General features: G+C 41.9%; 28 protein-coding genes. 3 read left to right on the forward strand and 25 right to left on the reverse strand.

The window, feature by feature from the left end:
• Positions 1-168 precede the first annotated feature (168 nt).
• The 5 genes from ATG71_RS16110 to ATG71_RS16130 form a co-directional block, all read right to left on the reverse strand.
• Positions 169-1,098, reverse strand: a complete 930-nt coding sequence (locus tag ATG71_RS16110; protein ID WP_286163039.1) for an RNA polymerase sigma factor — start codon at positions 1,096-1,098, stop codon at positions 169-171.
• A gap of 195 nt (positions 1,099-1,293) precedes the next feature.
• Entirely contained in the window at positions 1,294-1,527 is a 234-nt protein-coding gene (locus ATG71_RS16115) for a hypothetical protein (protein ID WP_098440477.1), read from the reverse strand.
• Between the two features lie 19 nt (positions 1,528-1,546).
• Positions 1,547-1,744: a hypothetical protein gene (locus ATG71_RS16120; protein WP_098440480.1), complete on the reverse strand. Its 198-nt coding sequence runs from the start codon at positions 1,742-1,744 to the stop codon at positions 1,547-1,549.
• Positions 1,745-1,879: 135 nt separating this feature from the next.
• A complete protein-coding gene (locus tag ATG71_RS16125; protein ID WP_098440483.1) occupies positions 1,880-3,037 on the reverse strand; it encodes an ABC transporter permease in 1,158 nt (385 codons plus the stop codon).
• Complete coding sequence (locus ATG71_RS16130) at positions 3,027-3,779, reverse strand: ABC transporter ATP-binding protein (protein ID WP_098440485.1); 753 nt, start codon at positions 3,777-3,779, stop codon at positions 3,027-3,029. The genes ATG71_RS16125 and ATG71_RS16130 overlap by 11 nt, the downstream gene beginning before the upstream one ends.
• Positions 3,780-3,944: 165 nt before the next feature.
• On the opposite strand from ATG71_RS16130, the gene ATG71_RS16135 reads away from it, so the two are divergent.
• Together ATG71_RS16135 and ATG71_RS16140 are read left to right on the forward strand one after the other, a co-directional pair.
• Positions 3,945-4,643 carry a LytR/AlgR family response regulator transcription factor gene (locus tag ATG71_RS16135; protein WP_098440487.1) on the forward strand — a complete coding sequence of 233 codons (699 nt, stop codon included), beginning with the start codon at positions 3,945-3,947 and terminating at the stop codon, positions 4,641-4,643.
• A gap of 24 nt (positions 4,644-4,667) precedes the next feature.
• Entirely contained in the window at positions 4,668-5,636 is a 969-nt protein-coding gene (locus ATG71_RS16140; RefSeq protein WP_286163135.1) for a sensor histidine kinase, read from the forward strand.
• Positions 5,637-6,767: 1,131 nt separating this feature from the next.
• On the opposite strand, the gene ATG71_RS16145 is transcribed toward ATG71_RS16140, so the two are convergent.
• From ATG71_RS16145 to ATG71_RS16220, 16 genes are all read right to left on the reverse strand, one after another.
• Positions 6,768-7,223, reverse strand: a complete 456-nt coding sequence (locus ATG71_RS16145) for a GNAT family N-acetyltransferase (RefSeq protein WP_098440489.1) — start codon at positions 7,221-7,223, stop codon at positions 6,768-6,770.
• A gap of 24 nt (positions 7,224-7,247) precedes the next feature.
• Positions 7,248-8,261 (reverse strand): serine hydrolase domain-containing protein, encoded by a 1,014-nt coding sequence (locus tag ATG71_RS16150; RefSeq protein WP_098440490.1) that lies wholly within the window; start codon positions 8,259-8,261, stop codon positions 7,248-7,250.
• Positions 8,262-8,350: 89 nt separating this feature from the next.
• Complete coding sequence (locus ATG71_RS16155) at positions 8,351-8,872, reverse strand: DinB family protein (protein WP_098440491.1); 522 nt, start codon at positions 8,870-8,872, stop codon at positions 8,351-8,353.
• Positions 8,873-8,901: 29 nt separating this feature from the next.
• Positions 8,902-10,026: a metallophosphoesterase gene (locus tag ATG71_RS16160; RefSeq protein WP_098440492.1), complete on the reverse strand. Its 1,125-nt coding sequence runs from the start codon at positions 10,024-10,026 to the stop codon at positions 8,902-8,904.
• A 35-nt stretch (positions 10,027-10,061) separates the two neighbouring features.
• Positions 10,062-10,466, reverse strand: coding sequence for a nucleoside 2-deoxyribosyltransferase (locus ATG71_RS16165; RefSeq protein ID WP_098440494.1), 405 nt, complete (start codon positions 10,464-10,466; stop codon positions 10,062-10,064).
• Between the two features lie 473 nt (positions 10,467-10,939).
• Positions 10,940-11,569, reverse strand: coding sequence for a DUF421 domain-containing protein (locus ATG71_RS16170; RefSeq protein ID WP_098441873.1), 630 nt, complete (start codon positions 11,567-11,569; stop codon positions 10,940-10,942).
• Between the two features lie 116 nt (positions 11,570-11,685).
• Positions 11,686-12,276: a kinase gene (locus ATG71_RS16175; protein ID WP_098440496.1), complete on the reverse strand. Its 591-nt coding sequence runs from the start codon at positions 12,274-12,276 to the stop codon at positions 11,686-11,688.
• Between the two features lie 141 nt (positions 12,277-12,417).
• On the reverse strand, positions 12,418-14,706 hold the full coding sequence (gene helD / locus ATG71_RS16180; RefSeq protein ID WP_098440497.1) for an RNA polymerase recycling motor HelD: 2,289 nt from the start codon (positions 14,704-14,706) through the stop codon (positions 12,418-12,420).
• A gap of 220 nt (positions 14,707-14,926) precedes the next feature.
• Positions 14,927-15,319 (reverse strand): nuclear transport factor 2 family protein, encoded by a 393-nt coding sequence (locus ATG71_RS16185; protein WP_098440498.1) that lies wholly within the window; start codon positions 15,317-15,319, stop codon positions 14,927-14,929.
• 43 nt (positions 15,320-15,362) lie between these two features.
• Positions 15,363-15,563 carry a hypothetical protein gene (locus ATG71_RS16190; protein ID WP_098440499.1) on the reverse strand — a complete coding sequence of 67 codons (201 nt, stop codon included), beginning with the start codon at positions 15,561-15,563 and terminating at the stop codon, positions 15,363-15,365.
• Between the two features lie 36 nt (positions 15,564-15,599).
• Positions 15,600-16,307: a M48 family metallopeptidase gene (locus ATG71_RS16195; RefSeq protein WP_098440500.1), complete on the reverse strand. Its 708-nt coding sequence runs from the start codon at positions 16,305-16,307 to the stop codon at positions 15,600-15,602.
• Positions 16,308-16,310: 3 nt separating this feature from the next.
• On the reverse strand, positions 16,311-16,808 hold the full coding sequence (locus ATG71_RS16200; RefSeq protein WP_098441874.1) for a YehS family protein: 498 nt from the start codon (positions 16,806-16,808) through the stop codon (positions 16,311-16,313).
• 166 nt (positions 16,809-16,974) lie between these two features.
• Positions 16,975-17,592, reverse strand: a complete 618-nt coding sequence (locus ATG71_RS16205; RefSeq protein ID WP_098440501.1) for an HAD family hydrolase — start codon at positions 17,590-17,592, stop codon at positions 16,975-16,977.
• An 82-nt stretch (positions 17,593-17,674) separates the two neighbouring features.
• Positions 17,675-18,226: a signal peptidase I gene (lepB, locus tag ATG71_RS16210; RefSeq protein WP_098440503.1), complete on the reverse strand. Its 552-nt coding sequence runs from the start codon at positions 18,224-18,226 to the stop codon at positions 17,675-17,677.
• Between the two features lie 160 nt (positions 18,227-18,386).
• The gene (locus ATG71_RS16215; protein ID WP_286163040.1) at positions 18,387-19,298 is read right to left on the reverse strand and encodes a cupin domain-containing protein; all 912 of its coding nucleotides are present in this window, start codon (positions 19,296-19,298) and stop codon (positions 18,387-18,389) included.
• Positions 19,299-19,378: 80 nt separating this feature from the next.
• Positions 19,379-20,683, reverse strand: a complete 1,305-nt coding sequence (locus tag ATG71_RS16220; RefSeq protein ID WP_098440505.1) for a D-serine ammonia-lyase — start codon at positions 20,681-20,683, stop codon at positions 19,379-19,381.
• A gap of 116 nt (positions 20,684-20,799) precedes the next feature.
• On the opposite strand from ATG71_RS16220, the gene ATG71_RS16225 reads away from it, so the two are divergent.
• Positions 20,800-21,576 carry a putative hydro-lyase gene (locus ATG71_RS16225; protein ID WP_098440507.1) on the forward strand — a complete coding sequence of 259 codons (777 nt, stop codon included), beginning with the start codon at positions 20,800-20,802 and terminating at the stop codon, positions 21,574-21,576.
• Positions 21,577-21,624: 48 nt separating this feature from the next.
• Here the strand turns inward: ATG71_RS16225 and ATG71_RS16230 are convergent, their stop codons facing one another.
• The 4 genes from ATG71_RS16230 to ATG71_RS16245 all read right to left on the reverse strand — a co-directional run bounded on the left by ATG71_RS16230 (position 21,625) and on the right by ATG71_RS16245 (position 25,589).
• Positions 21,625-23,040, reverse strand: coding sequence for an MDR family MFS transporter (locus ATG71_RS16230; RefSeq protein ID WP_098440509.1), 1,416 nt, complete (start codon positions 23,038-23,040; stop codon positions 21,625-21,627).
• Positions 23,041-23,062: 22 nt separating this feature from the next.
• Complete coding sequence (locus tag ATG71_RS16235; protein WP_098440511.1) at positions 23,063-23,683, reverse strand: TetR/AcrR family transcriptional regulator; 621 nt, start codon at positions 23,681-23,683, stop codon at positions 23,063-23,065.
• 238 nt (positions 23,684-23,921) lie between these two features.
• Positions 23,922-24,827, reverse strand: coding sequence for a glycine betaine ABC transporter substrate-binding protein (locus ATG71_RS16240; protein ID WP_098440514.1), 906 nt, complete (start codon positions 24,825-24,827; stop codon positions 23,922-23,924).
• Between the two features lie 24 nt (positions 24,828-24,851).
• A complete protein-coding gene (locus ATG71_RS16245; protein ID WP_098440517.1) occupies positions 24,852-25,589 on the reverse strand; it encodes an ABC transporter permease in 738 nt (245 codons plus the stop codon).

Raw genomic sequence — 25,589 nt, forward strand, 5'->3', positions numbered from 1 at the left:
TTGTCTAGTCCCAATAAAATCTCTCTTACTCTCTACCAAAATACTTCATTCCAAAGTTCATCAATAGATAAAAGAAAGATATGACTATACTTTAACATAATTATCCATCAACCCTGCTGTTTTTTTAAAAAAGAAGCTCAATCATCAGATTGGCTTCTTGTACTCCTATCAATTCCATTCCACTACAGGCTTGTCGATTTGAGGTGGTATCCCCAATTCTTCACCAGCTGCAAAAATCAATTCTTTTCTAAAATAGTAGCTAATATGGTGCACAATCTTCCCATTCTCCACTTCCTGGTACTGTATATCATGGATTTCAGGTCCATTCGTTCCCTCAGAAAGCATGACTATGACATTACGGCCCCATAACCCGTATTCCACAGCCTTCATACCAGGGAGGCCATATTTCATGGATCCGGAACGCATCTCTCCTTTGCTGTATTCCTGGAAGCCGAGGGCAGCCTCATTGTGGGCTTCTTCACTGATCAATGTCATAACGGCTTCAATATCGCCATCGTTCATTGCATTCAAGTAGGCTTGGATGACAGGATGAGTGTCAGATACAGGATGTTGAGTCCTGACCTCGAGTAGGTCGACAGTTTGCAACTTCTCTTTCATTCGACGGACCGTTGCATAGACCGCTCCCGGAGTGGTCCTAACCATACCCGCCACTTCCCTGGCATCGAATCTGAACACTTCTTTTAACAAAAAGACCGCCACCTGCCTCGGGTAAAAAAGATCAAAAAGGATGTGTAATGCTTCCTCTGCCTCCAGACCATCAGTGAAGTTTTCTAGAGGAAGTTCATCTTCCTCAAGGAGACCAACATGTCTTTTTTCTTTTCGGCACTGGTCAATCCACGTGGTTGTCGCCATTCGATACAAATAGGCTTTCGGGTTAGTCGGGTGCCAACGCTGGTAATACCCTCCGAATGCTTTTAGCATGGTATCCTGAAATAAATCTTCTCCATCCCAGGGTGAGCCCGTTAAATAACGGCAATACCTCCACAATCCTTCTTTGAATTCTTCGATCATGGAATTGAATTCAATCGCCAATTCCCTGTTTTTTTCCGAAAATGATTCTTTCATTTTTTCCCCCATGGTCATCCCCCTCTAATTTATCATTCATATGTAAAACGTTTAAACAATGCAAAATTATACGGAAACAGCAAAAAAATAATGAAGAATCTTATCTCTCTTTTATTTTACCATAATATTCAAACTGCTAGCATAATAGAAAAGGAGGAATCCCTGATTAGGAACTCCTCCGATAAAATTGATGCGGAATATGTGCATTCAATTCTTCCGTTCATTTCCCCTTTTAAAATTCCCCGTCACTTTTGCCATGATTAACTGCATCCCTTTTTCATCATGGGCATCTTTCATTTTCTTCAAAAATTTATCCGCTTCTCTGCCTTTTAATGCTTTCACCTGCTTACCTTCATACTCAATAAATACGGTTTGATCTTTGAGGACCCGGAAATGAAAAGGAGAATCATCCAGTCGGTTTCGTTTATCGACATTGTCCATCGCTTGTTTTCCCTTCTTTTCATAATTGTTGGTGTTGCTTCTTAGCAGCCTGCCAAGTACGGATCATACTCGGTACCCCTACTGACATGCTTACCACGAAACTCCACATCACGTACATCCATTGACCGGTGTAAAGGGCTACACATATGAAAAATATCAGTTGACCCAAGAGGGCAAACCAAGAAGCGATCCATGCGAAAGTAAGATTCTCCTTCATCTTCCATCCTCCTTGTATAAATTTTATACGCGATCAGCTTAGTCAATGTTTTTTCAGTTCAGATAACCATATAATGCAATACAGAAAAAATTTGAAGCAATCACTCGTTTAGAGACGTGGATACTGTATATCTCTTTAGTTCATCACCCATTTATCCTTCATAAATAGAACTCTGCCAATGGCAAAGATGATCACCATCATTACCAGATTGCTTCCTATCGTAATCGCGATGTGCTGGTAATCGACTACTCCCATCAGCAATTCTTTGAATTGGCTGAATAGGTTAAGAATCGGGATGGCAAAATGTTTAAAGGTCAGCTCATTTAGACCGACATTTGTGATAATCATGCCTGGGAACGCGGCAAGCATCATGATGGGAGCACTGTAGCTACCGGCTTCTTTAACGGTTTTCCCCAGGATGCTTGTGATCATCTGCAGGGAAGCGATGAACACGGCATAGACGATGGTAAGCAGCAGGGAAATCCCTACGATTACATAGACATTATCACCAAAGGAAACTGCGTCTTTCAGGTTTTCTGTGAATAGCGTAATCTCAATAGCAAGGACAATGAGCGTGACAAGACCTGTAATGACCCCTACGGAAGCAATAGTCAACCATTTAGAAAGCATCAAGGTGGATCGTTTGACGGGTGTCATGAGTAAAGCTTCCATCGTTTTCTTTTCTTTTTCCCCAGCGAATAAGTCAGCTGCCGATGGGGCGGTTCCCACTCCTATTGATATAGCCAGGATTAGTGGAACAAGAAAAGATAACAGGAACATACTCCCCTCGTCATCTGACACTTCCTGTTTTATGATGGTGAATGGCTGAATGACAGAAAGGTCCGTCCCTTCAGCTCTCAACCTTTCTGACGTAACCTCTTTCTCAAAGGCGGTGAGGGAATTTGTAGCTGCATTCATCAGGTTGCTGGAGTTCTGGCTGAAGGAATCTCCGATCAAGGTGATATCGGCTTCCTTTCCTTCATTGATATTTTGAATGAAATCACTGCTCACAATCATGGCAACAAGTGCCTCTCCCTCTTCTACGGCTTTTCTGGGATTGTCTGTTTTCACTAATTCAATCGTTTCGTTTCCTGAGAAAATTTGTGAGACTTCCTTACTGACATTGGAGTCGACTGCGAGGGCATACGTTTCACCATCGCCGGCTGAAACCATATTTTCATAGAAGAAAACGAGTCCACTCATCATAAAAATCGGAAGAAAGACGGTCAAAAGAAGAGTTCTCCTGTCTCTGAAGCTGTCTTTTAATTCTTTTAAATAGATACTAAGAAGCATAATTTTCATCTCCTCTCACTAGTTTACTCATAAAGATATAATTAAGATCCCTGCTCTTTTCAGTCTTATATAATTCTTCGATATCCCCCTGGTACACCAATTCCCCTTTATGCATCATGGCTACTTTGTCACATAGCATGGAGACTTCTTCCATGATGTGACTGGAGAAGAGGATGGTCTTTCCTTCCCGTTTCAATTGATGTACAAGTTGGCGGAAGACATTTGATGAAGTAATGTCGAGACCGGTCGTCGGTTCGTCAAACAAAATGATCTCGGGATTATGAATCAGTGTTCTGGCAATGGCAACCTTCTGACGCATCCCTTTGGAGAAACCTCCCACCCGCCTGTCAAGATAGTCCCTCATCCCGAACATCCTGGAAAGGTCGTCGATTCTCACCTTTGTTTCATGTTTGCTTAATCCGTATAAACGAGCAAAGTATTGAAGATTCTCCCTAGCAGTTAATCGGTCATATAAACCGGTTTCCCCTCCAAATAAAACACCGATTTTGGTTTTGATTTCGTTTGGTTCCTTGAGGGTATCGTGACCAGCGACTTCAATTGAACCCTCGGTTGGTGTCAATAAGGTTGCAATCGTCCTAAGAAGCGTCGTCTTTCCGGCACCATTTTCGCCTAACAGCCCGACCACTTCACCTTTTTGAATTGAAAGAGATACATGTTTTAGTGCGGTTACATATTTTGTCTTATCTTTAAACTGTTTTGTGACTTCATGTATATGAATCAATATTCTCACCTCATTAAGTATTATTGTATTTTCATCATACAAATAATTGGAGGTAGATTCTTTACTTATGTCGTGAAATGTCCTTTTCTTGTCGTGAAAATGCCAAATTCTTCATGAAAGATGGTAAAATGATGGAGAACTTCAGAAGATGCGAGGGGAATGGAAATGAAGATTGGTCTCGTAGACGATCGAATGATTGACTTAGATAAATTAAATGGCATCGTTTCCCGTGCCGAGGGTCTGGAAATCGTCTTTTCCACCACCTCCGCCGAGGAAGCCTATGAACAAATCAAGAAAGAAACCATCGACGTATTGATTGCTGATATTGAGATGCCCCATTTATCTGGATATGAATTGGCAGACATCATCCACTCACACGCTCTCAATATATCGGTGATCTTCGTGACGGCAAACAGTGGATATGCTGTCCACGCCTTTGAATTGAACGTCCATGACTATATTATGAAGCCCTATACAAATGATCGCCTGATGAAATCCATTGAGCGTCTTATGGAAAAGTCCAGAACGGCAGAATTGAAGGGCCGGCTCTATTTAAAGCAAAAAAATGATATACATATCATTCAAAAGAAAGATATCGTCTTCATTGAAAGATCTGGCCGATCAACGACGATTTACACGAAAGAGGAAAGGATCAAAACCTATCTGACCTTGAATGAATTAGAAGGAGAATTAAGGGAAAGGGATTTCATCCGTTCCCATCGTTCCTTCATCATCAACATACACTATGTAAAGAATTTCTCTCTCTATGCGAAGAATTCATATGTGATTTCATTTGAAGGAATCGAGGCACAGGCAATGATCACAAAGGAAAAAGTAGAATACCTGCAACAACATTATTTTTAAAAGGTGGAGCCCGTTGTGAAACAAATGAAAATTTATTGGTTAATTCTTTCCCTAGTTGCGTTTATACACATACACGCATTTTTAACGAACCTACAATGGAATCTGCCTCTTTATTTCATTTATGCAGCAGTCTTTTTCGTAACATATCTGTGTTATAAAAAAACGAGCAAACAGTCTTTTGGATTCGATCAAAAATGGAGTAACCTGCTTTCCCTCACACAACTATTTCTGTTACTTCCGTATTTGATCATTGGATCAACATGGTTACCAGCGGTCTTTTTCATGATTTTTATCGGGATTGAGTGGGTCAGATGGGATGTTTCCACCAAATTTAAGGGGCTTAAGAATGATGTTGAGCAGTTCGAAATGGAACGACTTCATTTATCCGAAACATTTCGGGTTGTACGAAGTGAGCGGCATGATTTCCTCAAACATATTTCGTCAATTCACTATATGCTCGAACATCAACATCACGAAGAGGCAGCTGCCTATCTAGACGAATTGGTGGACGATTATGAAGAAACCAACCTTTCTATTAAAGGGGAACGTGGAAGTGTGGCCGGAATTCTCCACCAGATGTACAATCGAGGAAAGGCCTGCGGGGTAACGATGATATATGATGTGGATATGCCCCTTTCCACATTACCCCTCCCAGATAAGAAGATTGTGTCACTCCTTGGGAATCTGCTGTCCAACAGTATAGAGGCTTCCGCCCAATGGCTTGAACATTACAATAATCAAGCAAGCGTCAACCTTCAGTTTTATAGACGAAGCGGTCTTTATATGCTGGTTTGCAAGAACCCTTCCCTCCAGATATCACCATCGATCCTTGATGAGCTGTATCAAAGCTACGGACATACAACAAAGGAAGGCCACGAAGGTCTTGGCACCAAGATCATTCAAGAAACCGTGAAAGAATACAATGGTTATCTGGATTTTGTTTATAAGGAAGAAGAATTCACGGTGAAAATCAAAATTCCGGCGATTCATTAGAGAAATACTATGGATGCTTTACGAGATCGTAAAAGTTTTATCACCGATTTATTCGTATCAAAACACATTCTTACGTTTCAGAAAACTCATTGCAGGGAATATTCTTATGAATGAATCGAGAGGAGGAACCTCAATGAGTGGAGCATCCGGAGCTGTGTTGTTTATAATTATTCCTCTATTAATCATTGCGGTCATAATTGGAATAACGATTGGTTACTTTAGAAAAAAAGCGAGAAAAAATAGAAACTTCTAGGATTAGTTGTTTAATTGACTTGAAAAAAGGCTCGGAAGTCGTAACGGGTTCGGTTTTTGAGTACATAAACTTGATTCGCCCGTAAATGAGCAGTCCAATTCGCAACTGAATTGGACTGCTTCTTTTTATTGATATATCAAGGTTTTCAATGGCCTTATAGGAGTTTTAGCACCCGGATTCGCACCTCTTTTAGAAAGGTGACAGAAGTTATTGTCATCGTGCGGATTCGAGTGCTTATTGCTATGCGAATCTGTGTGTAAAATATGGCAAACAGACTTTTGAATATTTTTGTTTAATGGATATGGAGAATTATTTAACTAACGTCGGAGAAGTTTATTTGATCAGTATGTTTTTAGATTGGGGAAAATACTGTTTGTTAAAGTAAACCAGCAATGAAGCATACTGCTTAGATGATCCCATTTTGGCGGTAGATTTATAAGCGGAGAAATTCCGGCTAAGGCAGCTGGAGGAGTGTTAAAACGCTGAAATAAGCGGAGAAGTTCCGCTTAACTGCTCAATATTGAACAATATTTAACGGATATTTTACTATAAGTGGAAAAACTCCGGCTATTATTCCTGAAATAGCGGCATTTTCCGATTTAAACGGAATTCTTCCGCTAATTTTCAAACGCCAGGGAACCGGCTCTCCTTGTTCAACAATAGGGTGCTAATCTTTAAGAATGATGATAAATAAGGTTCGAAGCATAATGGCTCCGAGCTTTTTCACATGCTAATTTCACTGCTGAATTGTCTACTAATTCATCTGAAAATTACCGTGCGAAAAGCACTGCTAAATCAAATTTTGCACTTCAAAACTGAACCCTTTAGAAAGTTCGAGCCTTTTCCTGCACCACGTAAATGAGCATATTGACTATCATTTATCGGTGACCATCCCTGCGAGCTTGAATATAACCATAATACGCGCATGTGCCATTTTCAGTTAAATCTTTCACTTCAAACCCACAGGTTTCATAGAACTTGAAATTGTCTGCAGATGTATGGGCAAACCAATCTCCATGCGGTAATTTGCTTACACAGAGTTCAACCAGTTTCTTCCCTATCCCCTTGCCTCGATATTCTGATAAAACTACAAGATCCATGATATTGGCAGCCATGATCTTGTCTGATATGACCCTGACCATGCCAATCATCTTGTCCTGATCCCAAACAGTGAAGGCCCAGGTTGAGTTCGTGAATATCAAGGAGAACTTTTCCTTCTGCCATGAAGGTGTGTTTCTGGCCCAACCGGCATCTTTAAATAATGCTTCCACATAATGAGCTGGCACTCCATCGGTTCCTTCTCTAATGACTAAGCCGTTGAAATACTGATACATTTTGTCCCTCCATTTTTACAAATATTAATAATATGCTCTGTATACGTCACCAATGAGCCCCTTAAGCTGATGAAAACCTGTATCTGTATTCGTCATGATCACCAGACCCGATTCTTCATCAGGATATGCAACCATCATACTTTGAAAGCCGACTCCCCATCCAAGTGATGATACTTCCATCCCTTTCTCATTCGTATCACGAAAAACACCAAGCCCCATCCACTCTTTACCAAATTGAGGTGTTATCATTTCTTTAGCGCAGTTTGTAGAGAACTGATTACTTTCGCCTTTGATTGCATTCATTAGTTCAATAACCAAAAGTGCCACATCAGTTGGGGTGGTCCATAATCCCGAAGCTGCAGGATAGGGGTATATTGGGTATTTTCCTGTTACCAATCCACCATCCTTGGTATGGCCGCATGAAAACTGTTCTTTGGATGATGGCAGCTGATAAGTACTATTATTTAATCGTAGGGGCAGAAAAAAATATTCTTCCATTACCTCTTCAAATGCCTTTCCCATTACATCCTCTATCACAAGCTGGATGATACAGTACCCGGCATCGGAATAGGAAAATTCGCTTCCGGGCTTATATTTCACTTCGATGGGTATATTACAATAGGGTGTTTTGCCTTCCAATATTTCGACCATGGAAGGAGTATCGAATAGAGGTATGAGTTCAGAAAAACAGCCTTCGGGATCCACAATCCCTGAATGGTGACTGAGTAAATGCCTCAAAGTTATGATTCCAAAAGAATTCACTGGAACTTTCCATGATTTCAGGTATCCGTTAATATTCCTATCTATACCCAGAATGCCCCGCTCAGAAAGAGTCATCACTAACATGGAGGTAAAAAACTTACTGATTGAACACCCATGAAAGATTGTCTCATGTTCCACTCGTCTATTTGTTCCCGTCTCCAGGAAACCAAAGCAGTCGGTTTTACTTATACAGGCACCTTCAATTATAGCCATGCTGACTCCGGCTACCTGGTAATCTTTCAATTTTTTATCAAAGTTGATCGTTTGTGGTTTCATAGGATCCCCCGTTATTTTTGTCTATACCGTTTGAGCGTAAGCATTTCTTGCAGAGCACTGATAGATCTGACTGAATCACAACTACTGCATCAGAATTTATTCTTTTCAGAGAGTATCCTTCTAATCAACCTGATTTGACCCCTGTGATTAATCTCATCCTCGAATACATGAAACCAGATGAAATAATGGTTGGAAGACTGATTATCCCATAATCTGCTTTCAAAGAGCCATTCATCATTACGTTCGGAAAACTCTTGGAATGTTTTCTTTCTGACCTCATCAAGTTTTGTCAGATAAAATTCTAGAGGATTCCCCTTAATATTCTTTCGACCTTCCTCTCCAAGCGTATAGGCTGCACCCCATTCAGCCATTTCCTGTTCGTTGGGCCTTCTCCCATCGAATATTTCTATTTGAAACCCTTTTTCTACCGCCGCCATGTGCAGCAATAGTGCCCCAATACTGTTAGCACCTTCGCACGGTAAAAAATCCAGATCAGCGGGGGTTAACCCTCTCACACTGTCCAATGTGGTTTTTCTGGCATAGTCCATCTGGGAGACGAGGTAACTGATTTGAGGACTATAACCCTTTTTTGTTTCTATTTTATATTCCATAGATTATCGCACCTTATCCGTCATTTTCTTTAAACAACGGGAATCGGACCAGGTTGTTTCACTGTGAGGACATCTTTAGGTACCCATCCCTCTTTCCCATTTTTCTTAATTAAGTCATAACCCCTGCAACTACTATCAACAACCGATATGATATCTCCATAATCCACAGAGATCTGCGCACATGAAAGATCCGTTTTTGCCGAATACGTTCCCTCTTCACTTTGATGAATGTACTCATTTTTAACATATAATTGATCATCCGTTCCAACTTGTTTGCACAGTGTAAAGTGCTCAGATGGTTGAAGAGGTATCAATTCATAGTTTGGGTAGGAAATGGATCCCGACATGATCGGGTCCGATATGTAACCCTTCACTACTTCACATGTTTGGTGATGATCTGTATAGATTTGGGAATAACTGTCCCCGTTCTTTTTTCTATGTATGATAAATGCATTTAACTGACCTGTCGATTTAATGACATTCCCACCGTCAATGGCGATGATTTTCTTACCTTCATTTACAATCGGATTATTGGAAGGAATGTCACTGGAATAGTTGACAACGGGCCAATGGCCAACAATGACATATTTCCCTGTTTGATGTGATTTCTCCAGGAATGCTGGCATCGTGATCGCAGATATTCGATCCGTTTCTCTCCAATCCCCACGATCATCAAGACCTGCATGAACGAAAATATAGTCGTCTGTCTCAATTGCAGTCGGCAATTCCATCAGCCACTCGATTTCATGAGAGAAATGTTGAGTGAGTATATCCTTCACCTCCTGAACCGCAGTATCTTCTTTTAGTTCAAACCCTACTTCATCAAGCCACTCCTTTAATACGGAATGTTTTCTTGATCTGATGTAATTCATCAATTTAGGGTTCTCTTCAAGAAGATCTTCCACCACAGTGTCGCAATTCCCTTCCGTTACATGGACGTTCGGGTTCGTCTTTATTAAATCCATGATATATCGGACAGTGCCTTTACTATTGCTTCCTTTTTCACAAAGATCACCGTTAATGAATAGATGGTCTTCTGAACTGAAATTTACTTCTTGTAACAGTTTGGTAAAAAGATTCAGTTCTCCGTGAATGTCCGAGATTACTATGACTCTGCCTTGACTTGGTAATGTCACTCTTTTTATTTTCTTCAATGCCGTCTCCTTCCTCGAGCAATGGTCCATCGCTCTTATTCATTTGCGCTGTAAATTCGGCTTTCTAGAACATATTCTAATAATTCCTCTATACTTCCCGAACACTTTTCCACCTCATGTAAGTGGTAAAATGTAGTCGTGTTTGCAAGATCATGTACCTCACCATTGGGAGAATACAAGATGATCCGTTTTCCAAGGCCAAGCGCTATTCCCAGTTCGACGTGACTTCCTTTTCCACCAGGGAGCATGATGATGACCACATTTGATTCAGTGATGGCATCTTTTTCATTCTGTCCGATATGCTGAAGGTCTTTCACTGTTGATGCGCGATCATTCCTGGTCCAATCATATGTATGGATAAAGCCTTTTTCTTCTAACCGGGCACTTACATATCGCACAAGATCCGTATTTGCAAAACTTGAACCAATATAAAAATTCATCGTTAACACCCTTTTTTATAGAATACTATTTTCGAATCAATTTACGTTGCTGTTCATCCATTACGGACAGATAAAAAGAATAAGAAAATCATTATTATTTACTTACTAACCCATAACGAGGAAAATAATCAATACAAGTCCAGTGAACATATAGGTTGAGTATTTCTTTCTGTTGATTCCTATTCTAAGTTCCCAAAGACCGACTGTTATTAGATAGGCTCCCAGCAGTCCCATGACAAAAGGCAGTATGAAAAAAATGAACAATTCAGCTCCCCCATCTCTAAAACAGCTACGTATATTCCGTACTTATATACGTTTACACCTATTCCAATTATTCCAAATTATTTTATAAAACACAATCCTTTCCAAAATATAAAGGTGCCACCCAAACATAAGAGTTGACACCTTCTCTATTCCTTCAAACGGTCCCGACGCCGATCAATGTATAGTGTTCCATTTTCCTGCAACTCAACTTAAAATACATCTTGAAGTTTCACTTGGAAGTAGTTCAACTGATTTCGAAGCCACTCTTCTGATATACCCACTTCCTTTAAGTTAGTATAAAGAATATTCCCATCGACGATTAATTCTGTTGGTATGTAAGTAGGTTTACCGGTAATGATATCCTGATCCTTTTTAGTTAATGGTTGATTACCGGATTTTAAAAATACGGTCAATTTCCCATCAGGTTCGAAAATGGCCGTGTCGACTTCGTTAGTAGAAAAAACATTTTTTTCTCTTAGTAGCATGCTCAAATCGTCCATATTCAGATGATGTTTCCCTAACGTATCTTCAAGAATTTTACCATCCTTCATGACAATGACCGGCTGCCCATCCATCACTACCCGTGCCCTCGGTGATTTGAGTCCGATATATCCAACCAGGAGCGTTAAGACACTCCACCACACAAGGCTGGTCAGCCCTTCAAAAAAAGGCGTCTTCGATTCACCTGCAATGTCTGCTGCTATGGAACCAATGGTTATCCCGGTAATATAGTTAAAAAAAGTTAACTGGCTCAATTGTTTTCTTCCGAGCAAACGGGCGACAAGGAGGAGAACCAGGAAGCTTGCAGTGGAACGGGCAATCATTTCAAATAAATCCACGTGAATCAATTCGGTTCGACTCCTAAAGGTATTTTCTATTAGTATTGTTAAATAAGTATCTAATATACTTAACCCCGTCACCATGCATTTTAAGAATTCCGCTACCATCTACCTGCTTATGAAGGTATAACGATATCAGCCATCTCTGCAGGTTGATACCGATTGATGTAGTATTCTTCTGCCTTCCAATATCTTTCCTTGAATTTTGAAATATTCTTTCTCGTTTCATTAGATTCGCGGTTAAACCGGGTCTCCCTCGGGCAATCCAAATAGATAATCTTATCAAAAAAAAGCTTCCATTCCTCCCGCTGAAGGAATACTCCTTCTATGATGATCAATCCTTCTTTGGATAGGGGAATAGTCTTGTTTTCATGAGTGTCCGTTGATCCGTCATAAAAAGGGAGAGTGATCTGTTCCACTTTCTTCAGCTTTTGAAAGAAATGAGTGGAAAGCCATTCAACATCCCATTGCAGATGAAAATATTCCTTCCATTCTTCTAAACCAGTATGATAACGGCGTTCCCGTTCAACGATAAAATCATCCAGATGAAAAATTTGATAGGGACGTTCTTCTTTCTCTAATGCAAAGCTTAATTGTTGAACCAAAGTTGTTTTCCCCGAACGACTTAATCCGTCTATCCCCAACAGAAACCTCGAATCAACATTCTGGGCACCCACACTCTTCAACAAATCCAAATACGAATTCATCTTATCCACTCCTCTACCTCTTTGAAAGCTTTACATTATATTTTACCATTATTTTCATAAAAGAGGGACGGACCTCTCTTTTCAGAGCAAAATCCTTTTGGATAGGGATTCCTTCTGAAAAAAGGAGGTCCGTCCCTCATTCTATGCTTGGATAAAGTGGGTTGGTTTGCCGATGCTGTAGAGCTTAAGTTCGTGCATGGCCCGTGTGCATGCGGTGTAGAATAGTCTTCGGAGATTTTCTTCACCATATGAATCGGCGTTGTAAATGATGACGGCGTCGAATTCGATTCCTTTGGCTAAGTAGGCAGGTATGACTACAACGCCTTGTTCATATTCGAGGGAGACGCTTTTCATGAGTTTAAGGTTCTCTACATGGTTTAATGAACCAAATACCCGCTCACTTTCTGCAGCCGTTTTGCATATGACCGCGATTGAATGGTACCCATGGGCCCTCCAATTCTCAATCGTTCCGGTCATTTGATCGTGCAGGTCATCATGGTCCGTGACTGTCGTTATGACAGGTTTTTCTCCATCCCGTTCGAATGCGGAAATATGATCCCCGCCGGGAACCAGCCTTCGTGTAAAATCTATGATTGGTTTAGTGGACCGGTAGCTCTCGGTCAGGTTAATCTGATCTGTTTCATCCGGACCATACAATTCTGTCAGCTTACTGAAATCAACATGTTCATTTGCATGAGCAAAGATCGCCTGATTAAAATCTCCGAGTACGGTCAATTTGGCTGAAGGAAACAGCCTCTTGATGAATTCAAATTGAAACGGAGAGTAATCCTGTGCTTCGTCGATGAGTACATGCTTAATGGAAGTATTCGTTTGGAAACCGAGAATCAGTTCTTTTAATAGTAAGAATGGGGTCGCATCTTCGTAATACAGTTTCTCCTCGTCAAGCATATTCAATGTAGACCGGCAGATATATTCCCATTTTTCCGGTGTTTTCTTACTTATTAATGAACGAATGATCAAAGGGTCTGTAAAGATCTGTTGATACACACCTTTTACATCCACATATTGGAGTGTCTTGATCCATTTACGGAGCTTCTTGCACCTTTTCCGTACAACCAATCTTCTCAATGCTTCGTACTCTACTTCGTAATCATCGACGATATTTCTCTTCCTAAAATACTTACGTGCCTTATGGTATTGCTCATTGCTCATCAATTCAATGGCTTCTTCCACCCAAGGCTCCATCCGTTCTTGTTTCTCCGCTTGATCGATTTGACTGTTAAGCCATTCAGTCAGCTTTTCAAGCCTATTATGGAAACGAAGCGATATGTCACATGAATAGAAACGCTCGGTGATTTCTTCAGCGGAGAGAATCGTCTTTCCCCTGAACTTAATTCCTTTAAACTTCATCCCTGAATCCTCTAAGGATTTCCTATATGATTTGATTGCTTCAAAGAAATCTGTAGATGCTTTGAATGGGATGCTCGACGTACGTGTTTCATACGTTTGAGGGTTATCCTCCTTCCTCAACACGTACTCGAGTTGATCATAAGGACCTTCCACCTGAAATTCCATGCTTAATCGGTGGTCCAAATACTCCTGGAAAGTCACCTGCTCCATGTTTTCTTCTCCAAGTTCAGGCAGAACTTGAGAAACATAACTGTTGAACATAGAGTTTGGTGAGAACAAAACGATTTGATCCGCTTTCAAGGTTTCCCTATATTTATATAGTAAGTACGCGATACGCTGCAGGGCAGCCGATGTTTTACCACTTCCTGCTGCTCCTTGAACAATGAGAAGCCTGCCGTGATCATGCCTGATAATCTGATTCTGCTTCTGTTGGATCGTGGCGACGATGCTATGCATGTGATTGTTTGTTCTTTTACCAAGTACCTCTTGTAAAATCTCATCCCCGATCGTGAGGCTCGTATCGAACATGGACTGAATCACACCATCCCTGATGATATATTGCCACTTGCTTTCCACGACCCCACGGATGATGCCCCCCGGAGTGGTGTATTCTGCCTGCCCTGGTGGATAATCGTAATAAACACTTGAAATGGGCGCCCGCCAATCATAAATAAGAAAGTCATCCCCCGTTTGGTCAGTTAGGGTCGATATCCCGATATAAACCCTTTCAGTGGATTCTCCTTCTTCCGTGAAATCGATCCGGCCGAAATAGGGCTTCCCTTTCATCCTGTGCAATGCCGATAATTTTTTAAGTGCCTGTTTGTGAGTACTCTCCGAAACCGTCAACGATTGCGCCTGCTGCCTTAAAGCAATAACGGTTTCCAGAAAGTCATCGAAGGTATCTGTGTTTACCTTTACTTCATCCCAGAAATGATTTCGGGTCTCCGCCACTTCCTCCTTGCGCCTTCCTGTTTCGGTTTCCAGGGTTTCGATCTGTCGCATGATGGTATCAATCACATCGTCCACTCGCTTTTGCTCAAGCCTAATGTCAGATTTCATCTAAGCACTCCTTCAACTAAAAAATTCAGGGTTGACTAATAAGTGTGTTATGTTATATAATTATTATTGAGGTAATATGAACACTTTTACCTCGTTAAAAGTGTTTCTGTATTAATTTATCATAATCACATGACATTTACAATAACAAAATCAAACCTGCACCAACTATTTATCATAGTGGTGCAGGTTTTTGTGTATATAGTTATGCTTCTCTTCCGTTCTAAAAAACCCCATTTTCGTTTACTGGATCTTCCGGAATCGGTTGACCTATGTCCCATAATTCTACGATTCTTCCATGTTGGAATCGAAAAATGTGGACAACCACTGCCCCTGGATCCCCGGGATTCTGCCTTACATGGGAATGAACCGCTACTGTCTCTTCATCTGCCATCGCTCGTTTCACTTCAAACCTCTTATCGGGATTTTTTACGGCATTGTCTTCCATGGCGAGCATGAGCGATTCCGGGTCACCACGAAAATAGGGGTTGTGATGACAAAAATCATTTCCTGTATAATCTTCAAACGCTCCCCGGACATCCCCTGACGCCACTCGTTCCAGAAATGAAACAGCTATTTCTTTTATGGACCTTGAATATGATTCAGACACTTCCATCACCCTTTCACTATATACCACTTAGTATATTAAACACTCTTCCCTACCTCACTAGTACTTCATAAGAAGTTCCGTTAAAGAATAAAGTGATGTCCCCTATCGTTCCAATGCAAAAAAAGGTGAAATAATAGGTTGCCTTTGTCACTTCTTTTTTGAAAAGCTCTTTAAATGCTTGAATAAAAAGCCGATCAAATTTAAACCAACTGAGTATCCAGGCAATGATAAGGAAACTGGCGATTGTCATTTTCCATCTCTCCCAACTTGCTGGTGGCTCTACTCACTATATCGTCATCTTCCAATTAGTACTTGCCAGCCATTTCTCTTTTTCTTTATAATCAGGTACAATCTTCCCTACCAACCTCCAGAAAGATCGATCATGGTTGAGGTGGATCATATGGCACATCTCATGAACAACGACATAATCGATGACCTCCTGGGGTGCCATGGCCAATTTCCAATTAAAGGTCAGCTGCCTTCTACCGTCGCATGTCCCCCATGTCTTTTGACTATCCGAAATGCGTACCGACCGGGGCTTGACCTTAAAATGGTGTTGATGTTTAGCAATGCTGCTCTCTACCATAGACTTGCACCTCTTGTAGTAAAAACGTTTCAACGCCTGCTTTATCCGTTCCTCTTCAAGCTCTCTGACTTGGATTTTCAGCGTATCCCCGCTAAAAGTGACAGAGTCTTTCGTGATGTCAGGGGTATGAAGAACTTCAATGGGAAAGCTTTTTCCGAGATACAAGAAAGGTTCTCCATGCTGATAGGACTTTATCTGAGGGCCATTTAAGCGCTCTTTCATCTCTTTCGATTTCTGCAGGATCCCATCCCAGTGTTTCTCCAGCAATCGAATGACAGATTCTTCATCCGTCCCTTTTGGTGCTTGGACTTCAATATTTCCATAGCTATCTAGAAAAATGCCGATGGATTGACGGTTTTTATATTTAAGCTGGAATTGAATCGTCTTTCCTGAATACGTATGATCCATCTCCTAATCCCTATATCGGATTGCCAATCCCTTTAAGAAGTTCCGCGCGTAGCGGTCACCGCAAATCCGGTAATTTTTATGGCCCTCTCTTCGTAAAATCGCACCTAATTCTCCTTTGGTGATATGTACGTCAGCTAATTCCAGGATCTCAATCATATCCTCACTGGTTAAGGAGAGCGCAATCTTAACTTTTTTCAAAAGAAGATTATTCACATGTTCATACGTTAATTCCGGTCTTTCCGCCTGTCCAGGCTTAGGCTCCCGTTTCCCTCTTTTGAACGTGATAAAGCCATTTAAAAAGGATTCGAACATCTCATCATCACAATGGATGTGTTCGTCCTCTTCATTCATACCTTCTTCTTGATCCATTGACTTCGTCAGCACTTTCATCACTTCATCTTTCGATAATTCTATTCCTCCATGCTTGAAGATGTCTACCATTTCTGTATTTTTAAGATCGAGAGCGTACCGCAATCGAATTAAGATATCGTTATTATCAATATTCATCTGTATGCCTCCTGAGAATTTGCGTTTACTAATTCATTAGCTTACCATCTTAACGATATAAAAAGAAGCTTGCATGCTAAGATTCTTAATATCATAGGCAAAATCTAATTTGTTGTGAACAAATGAAAGGTCCGTCCCTCGAAGAGAACAGACCTTACTTCTAAAAGATGTTCAATAATTCATCAAATGTTTGAATACGATAGTCATAGGATTCTACTTTTCCAAATCCATACGATGCATAAACAAATGGGATGCCCGCTTCTTCGGCTGCTTTACGATCGCCTTCTGTATCTCCAATATAGATTGGTTCCTTTAATTGGTTTCGGTCGATGATGAGTTTAATGTTTTCCCCTTTTGATAGACCGGTCCTTCCTGGATTCTCGTAATCGATGAAATGCCTGTCCAGCCCATGATACTCATAGAATGCTTCGATATAACCGTCCTGACAGTTGCTGACGATGAATAAATTGTATTTTTCCGAAAGCCTCTCCAGTACTTTCTCAACATGGTCATATAATTGACCGCCGTTTTTACTGAGGTGGGGAATTTCATGACGGGAAAGGTCTTTCAATAATTGCTCCCTTTCCTCTTCCTTCAATTCCGGGAACAACTCCTTACCGATTTCCTTCATTTGAAGGCCCATGGTCCCTTCCAGGTGCTTTCTGGTGATTCCATGTTCCAGCCGCTCATGATCCATGATTGTCTTATTCCACGCTTCCAGTACCGACTCGATGGGGTCCCATAAGGTACCGTCCAGATCAAAGATGATGCTGTCCATTCTTCCATCCTCCTAGTCTCTATATTTCTGATTTTTGAGAATTGAATATTTTTCACAAGTGTATGATTGTCATTTCTCTCACCTAATTATGAATGATTTTCATCTCCTTAACCGGCCAATACACAATATTTGTCGTTCCCACTACTTTATTGATGGGGATCGAGCCGATCTGACGACTGTCCTTACTGAATCTCCTGTTGTCGCCCATGACGAATAATTCACCTTCCGGAACCGTCAGTTGTTTTAATGGGGTATCCTGTAAAGTAAAATCAGGGGTTAACGCCCCTACCGTCACTTTCTTTTGTTCATCCAGGTAAGGCTCATCATATGCTTCACCATTTATGTATAATGTATCGTTTTTATATTCAATTTCATCACCAGGGAGACCGATTACACGTTTAATATAATCTTCTGTTTCGGTTGCGTGAAATACGATGATATCAAACCGCTCGGGTTCATCCATTTTGTTTACGATCATGCGGTCATGATCGAGTAAAGTGGTATTCATGGATGCTCCTTCAACTACGATGGGTATGACGATAAAGGAACGAATAATGACGGCTAATGCTATCCCAATTATCAAAGGCTGTGCCCATCCCATTATCTTTTTGCTTTTATTCACCAATCGATTCATCCTCTCGCTTGCAAACTCTCATTCTATTTATTCTCACTGCTTCATTTTAGCATATTATTCCTGAATTTTTGTCAACAAATATTAAAGGAATGGAACAGGTAGTTTCATTTTAAAGGATGTGAAATCCGATCGATTCCACATCCTTTTTATTAAAGTCAGTTTAATAGTGGCTATGCCCTTCCTCAGCCGCAATTGCGTCAGCCTTGGTTGCATGTACCGTTCCCCGGGGATGCTGTGGAGGTGCATATATCGAGTACAACTTGATAGGCGTATTTCCGGTATTGATGACATTATGCCAGGTACCCGCCGGAATCATGATAGCAAAATCCTGACTAACTTGTTTCTCATAGGTTAAGTTATCCTGGCGATCACCCATTCTCACAATTCCTTCTCCCTGTTCTAGACGGAGGAATTGATCAATATTAGGATGAATTTCCAAACCGATGTCTTCTCCGGGATTGATGCTCATAAGCGTTACCTGTAAATGTTCACCCGTCCATAAAGCCGTGCGGAATGTGTCATTATTAACCGTCACCTCATCGATGTTCACGGAATACGGGTAGGGCCCATAATCCTTTAACATCATCCGATTGTCTTCTTCTGCACCTAACATACTTAATCTTTCAGCATGCCCCCACTCATCCCTGCACGTATTCACGAGGACCTCATATACCGTGGAATGTTGTGCCTGCATACTGCAAATCCGATATAGCTCATAATCTGCAAGCTCCGCTTCATAGCCCCTTTGCAGGCCATCCCGATATGAATGAAAAGGAATTCTTTCTACATGATAGGAAGGCTGGGTATCGGTAAGGGAAGTGTATAAATTGGTTAATTCCCACCAATGCCTCTCCTCGTCTTCCTTCATCCGCATTAGATTCTCACGTTCCTCACTAGTTGGTGCGGCCCAGGCCAATCGGTCGTATAAATCTGCAGTTGATGCCTTTCTGCTTATACCGTTTAGCAGGATATTCACTAAGTGCTGAGGATTAGCTTCACTTCTAGGCGCAACGTCTGTAAAGGTTTGGGGGTATGACGAATAGGTCATCGGCACATTGTACATTCTGATCATTCCCTTCTGCTTTTTACCACGATATCATATGCGTGGTTTCAGAAGGTGTGCATCCGCCCAGTTCCATGATACCCCGCAACTTATTCAGCCAAATAACCCTTTCCTTTTTTCACGTACTCTTCCATGATGGCTTCTGGCACAAGATTCCCTCCCGTGGCCCATACTACATGGGTGGCATGTGATAATTCCACTTCAAGAGAGGCAAGGTGTTCCTGCACATCCTGCAGGAAAGGACCAATCATCCCCGCCACTGCCGACGGCTCAACGAAGATGGATTCTGATTGATGCAGCAGGGCAAGCAATTTGAATAGATTTTTATCGCATACCGTATAGACCCCGTTCACCAGTTCGTTAATCATTCTACCTGCAAGGGCAGAGGGTCTGCCGACCGCCAAACCATCCGCTTCCGTACGATTGCTCAATCCAATATCCTGGACTGAAATTTCTTCATGTCTGCCGGATGCAAGTCCAAGGAGCATACAAGGGGAATTGACAGGTTCTGCAAAATAACAATGGACATGTTCGCCGAATACATGCTTCAAACCATAGGTTACCCCACCTGGGCCACCGCCCACCCCGCATGGCAAGTAAACAATCAAAGGGTGATCATGATCTACATTAATCCCCTCTTCTTCAAACTGTTTCTTAAGCCTGAGAGCCGCGACTGCATAGCCCATGAATAAATCTTTTGAATTTTCATCATCAATGAAGAAACATTCTGGATCCAACTCACACTGCTTTCTTCCTTCAGCAACCGCGTGGGAGAAGTCTTGTTCATGTTCTATAACGTTAACCCCCTTTTCTCTCAAGAGTTCCTTCTTCCATCGCTTCGCATCCCGGGACATATGTACAGTTACCTTGAAACCTAGCGCCGCCCCCATTATTCCTATACTTAATCCAAGGTTTCCCGTGGAACCGACAGCGATGGAATACCTTGAATAGAAATTCCTGAAGCGACTCGATGCCAGCACCGTATAGTCGTCTTTCTCTTGGATCCAGTTCTGTTCCAACGCAATTGTTTCCGCGATTTTCAATACTTCATAAATACCTCCCCTCGCTTTGATCGAGCCTGCAATCGGGAGCTCGTTGTCACATTTAAGGAGCAGCTGACCTTGTATGGTCGTTTGAAAATAATCATGAAGCGCAGTTTGCATGTTTCCCAGTCGCTTGATAGGGGACTCGATGATCCCGTTTACGACTTCAGGAAAGACCCTTTTTATATAGGGAGCAAAACGGGCGAGCCGCTGCTCCGCTTCAACGATTTCCTGGATGCGATCCCTTTGAATATTACTGGGTTTACTTAAGGGGTTGGTCCATAACGTTTCTTTTTTCGACTGTAAGTCCGATAATAATTTCGGATCTATTCCATGCAGGTTGTGAGACAATTCGATTCCTCCTTAACTGAAATGATTAATTACTGATAACGTAGCACAAATATATGATAGAATGAATACCAATCTTCAGACTATTAAAATTTCATTATAAAGGAGAGCTTGTTTCCATGTTACCTTCAGAACTTAGAACGAACATCAGATCCGGAAAGCACCAAACTCATACTTCAGGGATCTGCCAGGATTATGTACAAGCCAACCTGGTTGTTCTCCCTAAGGAATATGCCTTTGACTTTTTATTATTCACCACTCGCAATCCAAAATCCTGTCCGATTGTCGAAGTGTTGGAACCAGGGTACTTCCAATCCAGTTATGCCAAAAATTCAGACATCCGCACTGACATCCCTTTATACCACGTGTATGAAAATGGTCAATTAGTTGATAAGAAGCCGCGAATTGATGAAATATGGAGGGAGGATCTGGTCAGCTTCCTAATCGGGTGCAGTTTCACATTCGAGAGTCAGCTCATCAAGGGGGACATTCCGCTGCGTCATATAGAGGAAAATAAAAACGTGGCCATGTATCGGACCAATATTCAGACAGAAAAAGCCGGAGTATTTGAAGGGCCCATGGTCGTTTCCATGAGACCAATACCTGATTCACTCGTACAGAAAGCAACAGATATAACTGCACTATTCCCCAAAATGCACGGTGCTCCTGTCCATATCGGCGACCCTGCTGAAATTGGCATTCTGGATATCACTAAACCTGATTACGGTGACTTTGTTGGTATCAGAAAGGGAGAAACCCCGATGTTCTGGGCTTGCGGGGTAACCCCTCAGGCAGTGGCCCTTCATGCGAAAATCCCCTACATGCTGACCCATTCCCCGGGCTGTATGTTCGTTACCGACTGGAAAAACGAAGAGTATTTGCAGGAAGGCAAATAAAAGGAGGGAGAGACCTGGTGTTATGCCAGGTCCGTCCCTCTATTTTCATCATGCATTACTTTTAACTCTTGCAGGCCGCCTGCTTTTGATGAAAAACGAGAGCACAAGTCCTACAATGGCCGTAATGCCGGCAACGATAAATGAGACATTGACTCCATCGATCATCCCTTCGAGTCCTCTGGCGGGATCGGCACTCGTTGTCATTACGGTTACCAGAAGTGCTGTTCCGACGGCACCGGAGACTTGTCTCATCGTGTTGTTCATGGCTGTTCCGTGGGGTATCAGGCTTCTGTCCAACTGATTCAGCCCGGCAGTTGTCACGGGCATCATGACCATGGCAACCCCGAACATCCTGATGGCATTGACTGTGGCCAGATACATAAACGATGTGTCTGCCGATAAATTCGTAAACATGAACGTCGTGATCGTAAGAATGGTCAACCCGATAATGGCAAGCCAGCGGGCTCCGAACTTATCAAAGATCCTTCCGGTAATAGGATTCATCAGCCCCATCAAAAGTGCCCCAGGTAGGAGCATAAGGCCTGATTCAAAGGCTGAGAACCCCAGCATATTCTGCATAAGAAGAGGAAGGACCGTAGCCGCTCCGATCATGGCGATAAACACGACCATCCCCAGCACTGTCGTTAACGTGAACATTTTATTTTGAAATACTCGGAATTCGAGAATCGGCTGCTTCAATTTAAACTGTCTTGTGATGAACCAGAAGAGTGTCACACTTCCCACAATCATCGAAACTATAACCTGAACACTTCCCCATCCTTGGCTTCCTGCAATACTGAAGCCATACAATAATCCACCAAATCCCAGTGAAGAAAGAATGATGGAAAGAATATCGAGTTTCGGATACGTTTGTTTGGTCACGTTCTTTAAAATGAAATACGCAACGATAAAATCGACGATAACAATCGGTAAAATCACATAGAACAAGCTTCTCCAAGGGAATTGTTCAACAAGCCAGCCTGACAGGGTCGGTCCGATTGCCGGAGCGAATGAAATGACCAGCCCGAACATTCCCATGGCCGCTCCCCTTTTCTCGACTGGATAAATAAGAAAGAGGATGGTTTGCATGAGTGGCATGATGATACCTGCTCCCGAGGCCTGAATGATTCTCCCGACCATCAGTAAACCGAAGTTAGGCGCAATGGCACATATGAGCGTCCCTCCCGCAAACAAGCCCATGGCACTCAGGAACAAAGCCCTGGTCGTGAACCGTTCGATCAAGAATGCCGTAATCGGGATCATCACCCCGTTCACGAGCATAAAGATCGACGTCAGCCACTGGGCAGTACTCGCATCAAGATTCAGATCGGTCATAATATGAGGGAGAGCCGTCCCTAGCAACGTTTGATTGAGTATGGCTGCGAATGCCCCTGATATGAGGACTATGAGCAATGGTGTTTTGTTAAAAGTTTCGGATTGAGTATTGGAATCTCTGTTATTCATGTTCTCCCTTCTTTCTATTCAATTATGAAGAGGATTTACACAATCCTCTTTTGATCATGTTTATTTCTTTATTGTATTTTCCCAGCGCTTCTTCCAGAGTCAATTCATCAGCAATGCTCTGAACAAGATTATGGAATGTGACGGCTGAAAGGATTTGCAAAATATGATACAAATCCGATTTATTATCAATGGCAAATTGATTTTTATTCACTAAGAGGACGATTTCCTCATAGCGCTCGTCGATGGTTTCCCTGGTTAGAGTCTGTGTGAACGTTTTTTCTATTTTGTAATTCATATTTAAGAGGACGTTCCGAATAAAGTTATTTTGTCCATTTTCATACGAAAACTCAAGCATTGTATGAAACATGACCCTTGTCGCTTCGAACAAATCCCCATCATGGGTTTCCAACAAAGCAATAAAGGTTTCAAACCGTTTCCGGGCATGTTCCCCAACGAGATAAAAAAAGGCATCCTCTTTATTCTCAAAGTACTGATAGAAGCTTCCCCTGGGAATTCCAGCCGTCTTCAGGATGTTTGCAATGGAGGCATCATATAGGGATACCCTGGAAAACTCCTTCTTGGCTGCTTCCACCAATACATTCCTCTTCTCTTCTTTCAAATTGAAGAATGTAGGTTTAGGCAATTTCGCATTCCTCCTCCAATAAAAATGACACCGTGTCATATGGAACATTCTCCACTTTATGTGACACGGTGTCATATGTCAAACGATAATGTTTAAAACAACAATTTTTTTTCATTTAGAACCTGATGCTTTTTATCCCGTCTGCTGAGTGGATTAGACGGATAACCTGTGCAGACTGTTTAATTCAAGAGCTAAAAAGGACTGAACCACAATCGGTCCAGTCCTATAAGAGTCTTTATCATTCTTTTATTAAGTCGTTTTCCACCAGCCAATCATGGGCCACAACGGATACACTATTTCCTTCGATATCCACTTTGTAATTCAGTTCCCGCATAATATCACTGTTTAGTTTGTCTGCCAATTTCCCCGTGATTTCTTTGATTTCGGGATACTTTTTATATACGTCTTTGTTGATACTGACAGCTGCCCTGTATGGCGGGAAGAAATTTTTATCATCCTTGAGGGTTACCAGATCATAGTCAACGATGGTTGCATCCGTTTCAAAGGCAACCGATACGTCCACCTGACGGTTATTCAATGCTCTTTGAGTCAGACCAAGATCCATCTGCTTTATCTGCCCCGAACCGAATTTGAAGCCGTATTTCTCCTCCACACCAGGGAGGCCATCGGCTCGATTGGCAAATTCAGCATCAGATGCCATTGTTAATTCACCTGGATGACTATTGATGTATTGTGCCAGATCACTGATTGATTCGATTCCCAATTCCTTTGCCTGGTCTTCATTCATGGCAAGGGCGTATGTGTTATTGACATTAGACATATTCATCCAATGGATTCCCTTTTTCGCATCAAGTTCTTTCACTTTTTCGAACGTTTTTCCGGGATCTGACATCGGTTCCTGCCCCATATAGGTGATCAGGGCTGTACCCGTATATTCCCACATCATATCTACCTGCTCATTTTCCAATGCCTTACGTACGACGGTACTTCCAAGATTGTTCATCTGCTTGACTTTGAACCCCTCTTCTTTTAAAAGAAAAGCCGTCATTTCAGAAAGCAGGTATTGCTCGGTAAAGTTCTTCCCACCGACGGATATCTGTTTGCCGCCTATCCCCACATTCGAACAAGCGGAAAGCATAAGTATAAGGGTCAGGACTCCAACCCATTTCAGCTTCTGTTTCATGAATGTCACCTCCTGCTTCCACCGTTACATTTCCAATGTTTGTTTCGTGCCTTTAGGAACAACCAACCGTTCAATAAGTCTCAATAGTAAATCAACAAGAATGGCCAATATTGTTACCGGAATGGCTCCGGAAATTAAATAACCATTATCGAATAATTGGATACCCGTAAATATCCAGACACCTAATCCGCCCCCGCCAACAACGTACGCAAGAGCTGCAGTACCGATGTTCAGTACCACAGCTGTCCTGATCCCCGCAAGAATCGAGTACGCTGCATTCGGCAATTCAATACGAAAAAGGATTTGATGGGGCTTCATCCCCATCCCTCTTGCTGCATCTATCAGATTATCGTCAATCGAGTCAATTCCTGCAACTGTATTTCGGTAAATCGGTAAAAGGGAATAAATAAACAGAGCGAATATGGCTGTTTTAAACCCGATGCCCAAAATACTGATCATCAAGGCAAGTACGGCCAGACTTGGAATCGTTTGGCCAAAATTAACTGTATTCGATACAATCCACTCGGCTCTCCTGAACTGCTTTCGAGTAATCAGGATCCCCACTGGAACTGCCACCACAAGCGCAAGCAGCGAAGACACCAGAACCAGCTGCATATGTTGTTTCAATAAATGGAGAAACGTATTGGATTGACTGAACATATAATCAAAATAATGATTTTTTATCGCCCAGATAAAGAACAGGATGACCAGTGCATACACGGCATACCGGACAATGTTACTGACGACTTTTTTGGTATTCAC

It is taken from the genome of Bacillus sp. es.034 (genome assembly GCF_002563655.1).
In the GTDB taxonomy this organism is placed as follows: domain Bacteria; phylum Bacillota; class Bacilli; order Bacillales; family Bacillaceae_B; genus Rossellomorea.

Excerpts from the sequence above, each read along its gene's own strand:
- ATG71_RS16125 (WP_098440483.1), bottom strand. The coding sequence starts at position 3,037 with ATGCTTCTTAGTATCTATTTAAAAGAATTAAAAGACAGCTTCAGAGAC.
- ATG71_RS16215 (WP_286163040.1), bottom strand. The coding sequence starts at position 19,298 with ATGATCAGAATGTACAATGTGCCGATGACCTATTCGTCATACCCCCAA.
- ATG71_RS16230 (WP_098440509.1), bottom strand. The coding sequence starts at position 23,040 with ATGAATAACAGAGATTCCAATACTCAATCCGAAACTTTTAACAAAACA.
- helD (WP_098440497.1), bottom strand. The coding sequence starts at position 14,706 with ATGAAATCTGACATTAGGCTTGAGCAAAAGCGAGTGGACGATGTGATT.
- ATG71_RS16145 (WP_098440489.1), bottom strand. The coding sequence starts at position 7,223 with ATGTATCAGTATTTCAACGGCTTAGTCATTAGAGAAGGAACCGATGGA.
- ATG71_RS16190 (WP_098440499.1), bottom strand. The coding sequence starts at position 15,563 with ATGACAATCGCCAGTTTCCTTATCATTGCCTGGATACTCAGTTGGTTT.
- ATG71_RS16110 (WP_286163039.1), bottom strand. The coding sequence starts at position 1,098 with ATGGGGGAAAAAATGAAAGAATCATTTTCGGAAAAAAACAGGGAATTG.
- ATG71_RS16155 (WP_098440491.1), bottom strand. The coding sequence starts at position 8,872 with ATGGAATATAAAATAGAAACAAAAAAGGGTTATAGTCCTCAAATCAGT.
- ATG71_RS16135 (WP_098440487.1), top strand. The coding sequence starts at position 3,945 with ATGAAGATTGGTCTCGTAGACGATCGAATGATTGACTTAGATAAATTA.
- ATG71_RS16120 (WP_098440480.1), bottom strand. The coding sequence starts at position 1,744 with ATGAAGGAGAATCTTACTTTCGCATGGATCGCTTCTTGGTTTGCCCTC.
- ATG71_RS16185 (WP_098440498.1), bottom strand. The coding sequence starts at position 15,319 with ATGGAAGTGTCTGAATCATATTCAAGGTCCATAAAAGAAATAGCTGTT.
- ATG71_RS16140 (WP_286163135.1), top strand. The coding sequence starts at position 4,668 with ATGAAAATTTATTGGTTAATTCTTTCCCTAGTTGCGTTTATACACATA.
- ATG71_RS16150 (WP_098440490.1), bottom strand. The coding sequence starts at position 8,261 with ATGAAACCACAAACGATCAACTTTGATAAAAAATTGAAAGATTACCAG.
- ATG71_RS16240 (WP_098440514.1), bottom strand. The coding sequence starts at position 24,827 with ATGAAACAGAAGCTGAAATGGGTTGGAGTCCTGACCCTTATACTTATG.
- lepB (WP_098440503.1), bottom strand. The coding sequence starts at position 18,226 with ATGAATCGATTGGTGAATAAAAGCAAAAAGATAATGGGATGGGCACAG.
- ATG71_RS16195 (WP_098440500.1), bottom strand. The coding sequence starts at position 16,307 with ATGGATCATACGTATTCAGGAAAGACGATTCAATTCCAGCTTAAATAT.
- ATG71_RS16165 (WP_098440494.1), bottom strand. The coding sequence starts at position 10,466 with ATGAATTTTTATATTGGTTCAAGTTTTGCAAATACGGATCTTGTGCGA.
- ATG71_RS16205 (WP_098440501.1), bottom strand. The coding sequence starts at position 17,592 with ATGGACAGCATCATCTTTGATCTGGACGGTACCTTATGGGACCCCATC.
- ATG71_RS16175 (WP_098440496.1), bottom strand. The coding sequence starts at position 12,276 with ATGAATTCGTATTTGGATTTGTTGAAGAGTGTGGGTGCCCAGAATGTT.
- ATG71_RS16225 (WP_098440507.1), top strand. The coding sequence starts at position 20,800 with ATGTTACCTTCAGAACTTAGAACGAACATCAGATCCGGAAAGCACCAA.
- ATG71_RS16115 (WP_098440477.1), bottom strand. The coding sequence starts at position 1,527 with ATGGACAATGTCGATAAACGAAACCGACTGGATGATTCTCCTTTTCAT.